The following is a 4,412-nucleotide window of genomic DNA, read 5'->3' as shown; positions in this document are numbered from 1 at the left end:
ATGAAATGGCGGATCAGGCCCAGAAAGCGCTTCGGTTCAAAAACCCCGTGAATCAGGAAACGTAAAGGATCATCCCCGCTTTGCATGAGTTCCTGCCCGTCGATGGTTTTCCACGGCAGGAAGCGTTCATAAGGGGCACCCAGACAGCCCACGGCGGCTTTGAGGCCATCGCTGATGACCAGCACGGCGTTATAAGCCATAAGGTTGGGAATGTCGGCCTGATAGGTCTGCAACTGATTCCAGGCTTTGCGGATAGTGGCGTTGGCGTCTGCCATGTTTTTGAGTTCAAAGAGACCCAGCGGCAGGCCATTCACGAAGACCACCAGGTCCGCCCGACGATTCACCCGGTCATGGATGACGGTGTACTGGTTCACGACCAGAAAATCGTTCTGTTCGGGGTGCTCATAGTCCATCAGGCGGACAATGCTGCCGCGTTCTTCGCCATCTACCATAAAGGCCACCCGCACCCCTTCCACGAGCATCTGCTGAAAGAGGCTGTTCTCGGTCATGAGTCCACCCACGGCGATAGCCTGCACATGGCGCAGGGCTTCTTCGCGGATGTCTTTGGGGGCTTCGGGATTCAGGCGATGAGTGGCGGTGCGCAGGCGTTCCAGTAACAGGGGGTTTTCATAGTCTGCCCGTTCGGGATGGTCGCTGTCCGGGCCGATGTTGGGGCCGAAGGCGTAGGCGTAACCCAGTTCCCGGAACAGGGCGATGGCGTGGTGTTCGATGGTGGATTCGTTGAGGGGGGTCATGGGGTTGGATGTAGAAAAAATGAAAGATCAAGTGAAGGTAGTAATATAAAAGGCAATAGATCGGTTTGCACATTTTTGCTGCCGCCCGGCGCCAGAATGAAATTGAACGCATTATACGGGATCAATTTGATGGTGCGATCAGATTCATGTTCCTCGCGGAAAATCTTAAATATCCTAGTCCTGAGTGCTTCAGATTCCTGTGGGTCGTCGAATGCTGGGTTTACAATAACAATTTCCTCAAGACTAATATTGTTAGAAAGACCGGATGCCATAAGGTATTTAAAGTGCATATCTGTCTCTGGTAAGGAATAGCCAATTATGAAAATCCTTGTCGCAGTATTTAACGCTTCAACAGACTTGTTCCATAGTTTCTGTAATATGGGTGCGCTTTTACCCTTATTCCATGTCGGTGGCTCTAAGATTAGTTGATCGTAGGTTCGAGCTTGGTCAGCAAAAAGATCGGTAGCTGTCTTGTATATCCGAATATCCGGTATTTTGCCAGAAGGGCTTAGAATTTGATCACCATAGTGACCAGGCACGACCCAATTCATTGAGCCATGCAATTTGAGAATAGTTAGCCCAGACAGTTCGCTGTCTTTGACTAGATTTGCGCACTCAGAATCAATGAAAAAATCGTCTGAATTTGAAATGCCTAGATTATATGAAATGGACATATCTTCTAATGATTCTTCAAGCAATGTATCATAATTAAAGGTAATTAAGGTATTTTTTGGTTGCGTGGTTAGACAATCGTCTTTAACAGCAAACATATTCGCAAACATTGCTGCGTAAGCTTCGTATAACGGAATTATTTTTTGTATATTTGAGTTTTTATCATCCTGAAGCGAATCAATATAGCTTTCAGAAAGCGACCGCGTGATATAATCAAACAAAGCAAGGTTAATAGTTCTTTTATGTTCGCGGTAGAGTGCCATGCGCGACTCAAGGGTTGCAGCTATGGCTCTTTGCATGCTAAATCTATTATAATTTGCATTAAAAAGAGAAGAGCCACCATCGAACAGACTAAATATATCCTCAATATTGTCTGGATCAATTTTGCATCTATAGGCCGCTGATGTTGATAACTTTCTGAAAACTAATGACCGAACAATTTCATCAAGTAAATCGGGAAGTTTTTCTTGCTCTGCCCAATTAACTGCATGTCGCATTGCAGGTATAAAGGATTTCATTGTGGGCAGCCCAGCGTCAACAGAAAAACCCGCGCCGAGAATGAATACATTGTGATTATTATGAAATGTTATTCTGTGTTCCTTGTTTTCAATTTCGTGCATATATATTACCTCGTTGCTACTTTAACAAGGTGTTCAGCATCCGGTACGCGGATTTCGCCAGATATGAGTTTGGGTAGAAGGGTGTCTCTGATCTCAGTGCCATCCATAGATTGTTTATTTAGGTTATGACTCGATAGGAAAAGTTTTTTTGTGAGATTTTCAAATACGAAATCTAGGCTGTCATGAGGCACCAACTGTTTACTAATATACGCTAGATTTCGGTTGAGACCGGGCACTGCAGAGTCAGCCCCTAACGAAGTAAGGTCGTGACACATTAAAGCATGATATAAAAAGCGAAGACCAACCCTGTTTATAGATATTACGTAAAAAGTCGTATCAATAGGGTAGAAACCACTTTCTACCCACGTTACTGTTCCTGGATTGCCTTTCCGTCCGACTACTATTCCTGGACCATCTATCAGCTTTTCATCATGCCAGCCTATTAAACCATTTGACCCATATACGGGTACATTGCCATTTGTGCGATTTTCTGCTTTTAATGGTTTTCCATAAGCGAGTTCAAGTAGATCGCCTAATGGCTTGACTTCCCACCCCTCTGGAATTTCACCCAATTCCGAGTCCACCAGCCGATCAGGAAATAGGTCCAGAATTTCCGGCGTGAGCTTCAGCCGCTTGCAGATGCTTTCTTTCGATTCCCCGGCCATCTTGGCGCGTACTGGGTCGAAGTCCACGAACCACGACTGGAAGATGGCCTGCGCCATGGCTTCCAGCGTCTTGGCCGTCTTGCGGTTGTTCTCAATCTTGTCATCAAGGGTGCCCAGAATGTGGGCGATGCGGCGTTGTTCGGGTCTTGGCGGCAGGAGGACTGGGAGATTCTTGAGAACATTCGTATCCAGTTTGCCAGCACCAATGCCTGTATTTTCCACCTTGGAAAGCAACATTGTTTCGTTGCCAGCTAGCCAGTAGTACAGAAAATCCTTGTCAAGCCCGTTTTTTGCACACAAGGCTTTTACGTCTTGGTTAAAGGAGACGTCTCTTACAGCAATCCCAACAGGAATGCGCTTGTGAAGCTCACTACCTCGTACCAATAGCAGCACATTTCCTTTTCTCGTTAGCCTGCTACCTCGCTTCAAACCTTCTGGCGTCAGCGTCCTATCCGACTCAGATAGGCGACCAGTTTTCATCGAACTGGCACTTATCCAAGGGATATCACCACCCCAAAATTCAGGATTGCTTTTTGGCGGCGTCCCGCCTGAAGACCATTCAGTCAAGTCACCGAGCGCAAGTTTCTGCCACTCACTCGCCATACCCAAGCCCCTTCAGGTTGGCCTCAATGAGCGCATCCACCCGCTCCATCACCTTCAATCCGCTCCCGTCCATTCTGGAAAAGGCAAACCACCTCTTGCCCAAATCCTTGAGCGACGCGCCGAGGTGGTAGGCCGCTTTGCCGTCCAGAATCAGAAAACGGTCGTGGCTGTCGCCAAACTCATGTATCTGGATCGGCGGATACTGGGCGTTGTGCTTTTTCAGGTCTTGGGCAATCTGCTTGCTGATGGTTTTGGTCAGGATGGTGGCGCTGACGCCTTGGCGGCGCTTGGTCAGTTGCATCAGCACACTGTCGTCGATGTAGTTGTCGATCAGGACGATGGATTGTTTCGCCTGGCGCAGCAGGTCATTGACAAACACATAGGCGTCGAATATCTGGCCGTCAAAAAAGATGCCCTGGGTGGGATTCAGGGTTTTGCTTTCAAGCGCGTCGAACACCTTGTTGAAGCGGTCGTCGGTGTTGATCTCGTGGTGGATTTGCCGTTTTTCCAGCGAGTCCATGCGTTGGAGCAGGCCGCCATTGGCGGCCATGAACCGGCGCATGGCGATAAAGGCATTGATGATGTGGATGCTGATCTGGACGGCAGTTTCGCTGCGCAGCACCGCCGAGAGCATGGCCACGCCCTGTTCGGTGAAGGCGTAAGGATGGTACCTTCTCCCGCCATGGGCACTTGAGGTCACAGATTGTGATCTCAAGTCAGGCTCCTCGTTTAAGGTCACCAATGGTGACCTTAAAGAATCGTATTCAACCTGGGTGAGATGAAAGCGGAAAGACTCGGGAAACCGATCGATATTGCGCTTGACCGCCTGGTTGAAGACCCTGGTTTCAACGCCGTATAACCCTGCTAGATCGCTGTCCAGCATTACCTCCATCCCGCGCACAGTGTATATGAGGCTGCGCAGACTATCTCCCCGCAGTGCGATACCCGTGTCTTTATCACCCCCCATACCCGGCTCCTTCAGGTTGGTTTTTGCCGACTTGTCGTTGCGGTTATCCATCGCCCGCCGTCTCCGCATAAGACGGTAAGGGTGACCTGACCGGCTGCAAGTAGGCCCATGCCTCATCCTCTTCGGGTTT

General features: G+C 48.8%; 4 protein-coding genes. All 4 read right to left on the bottom strand.

The genetic code is table 11. The features are described 5' to 3' along the window. Positions 1-755, bottom strand: a 755-nt coding sequence (locus tag AC2VLY_RS08415; protein ID WP_486922087.1) for a type I restriction endonuclease, incomplete at its 3' end; no start/stop codon positions are given. Beyond that, entirely contained in the window at positions 752-2,047 is a 1,296-nt protein-coding gene (locus AC2VLY_RS08410; protein WP_486891823.1) for an SIR2 family protein, read from the bottom strand. The genes AC2VLY_RS08415 and AC2VLY_RS08410, both read right to left, overlap by 4 nt. Before the next feature lie 5 nt (positions 2,048-2,052). After that, a complete protein-coding gene (locus AC2VLY_RS08405) occupies positions 2,053-3,315 on the bottom strand; it encodes a restriction endonuclease subunit S (RefSeq protein WP_486891822.1) in 1,263 nt (420 codons plus the stop codon). Beyond that, positions 3,305-4,333, bottom strand: a complete 1,029-nt coding sequence (locus AC2VLY_RS08400; RefSeq protein ID WP_486891821.1) for an ORF6N domain-containing protein — start codon at positions 4,331-4,333, stop codon at positions 3,305-3,307. The genes AC2VLY_RS08405 and AC2VLY_RS08400 overlap by 11 nt, the downstream gene beginning before the upstream one ends. Positions 4,334-4,412: the final 79 nt, after the last annotated feature.

It is taken from the genome of Acidithiobacillus sp. TH-A36 (assembly GCF_057473445.1).
Note: the sequence above shows the minus strand (reverse complement) of the source record. Positions and strands in the feature narration are given on the sequence as shown.

Excerpts from the sequence above, each read along its gene's own strand:
- AC2VLY_RS08400 (WP_486891821.1), bottom strand. The coding sequence starts at position 4,333 with ATGGATAACCGCAACGACAAGTCGGCAAAAACCAACCTGAAGGAGCCG.
- AC2VLY_RS08410 (WP_486891823.1), bottom strand. The coding sequence starts at position 2,047 with ATGCACGAAATTGAAAACAAGGAACACAGAATAACATTTCATAATAAT.
- AC2VLY_RS08405 (WP_486891822.1), bottom strand. The coding sequence starts at position 3,315 with ATGGCGAGTGAGTGGCAGAAACTTGCGCTCGGTGACTTGACTGAATGG.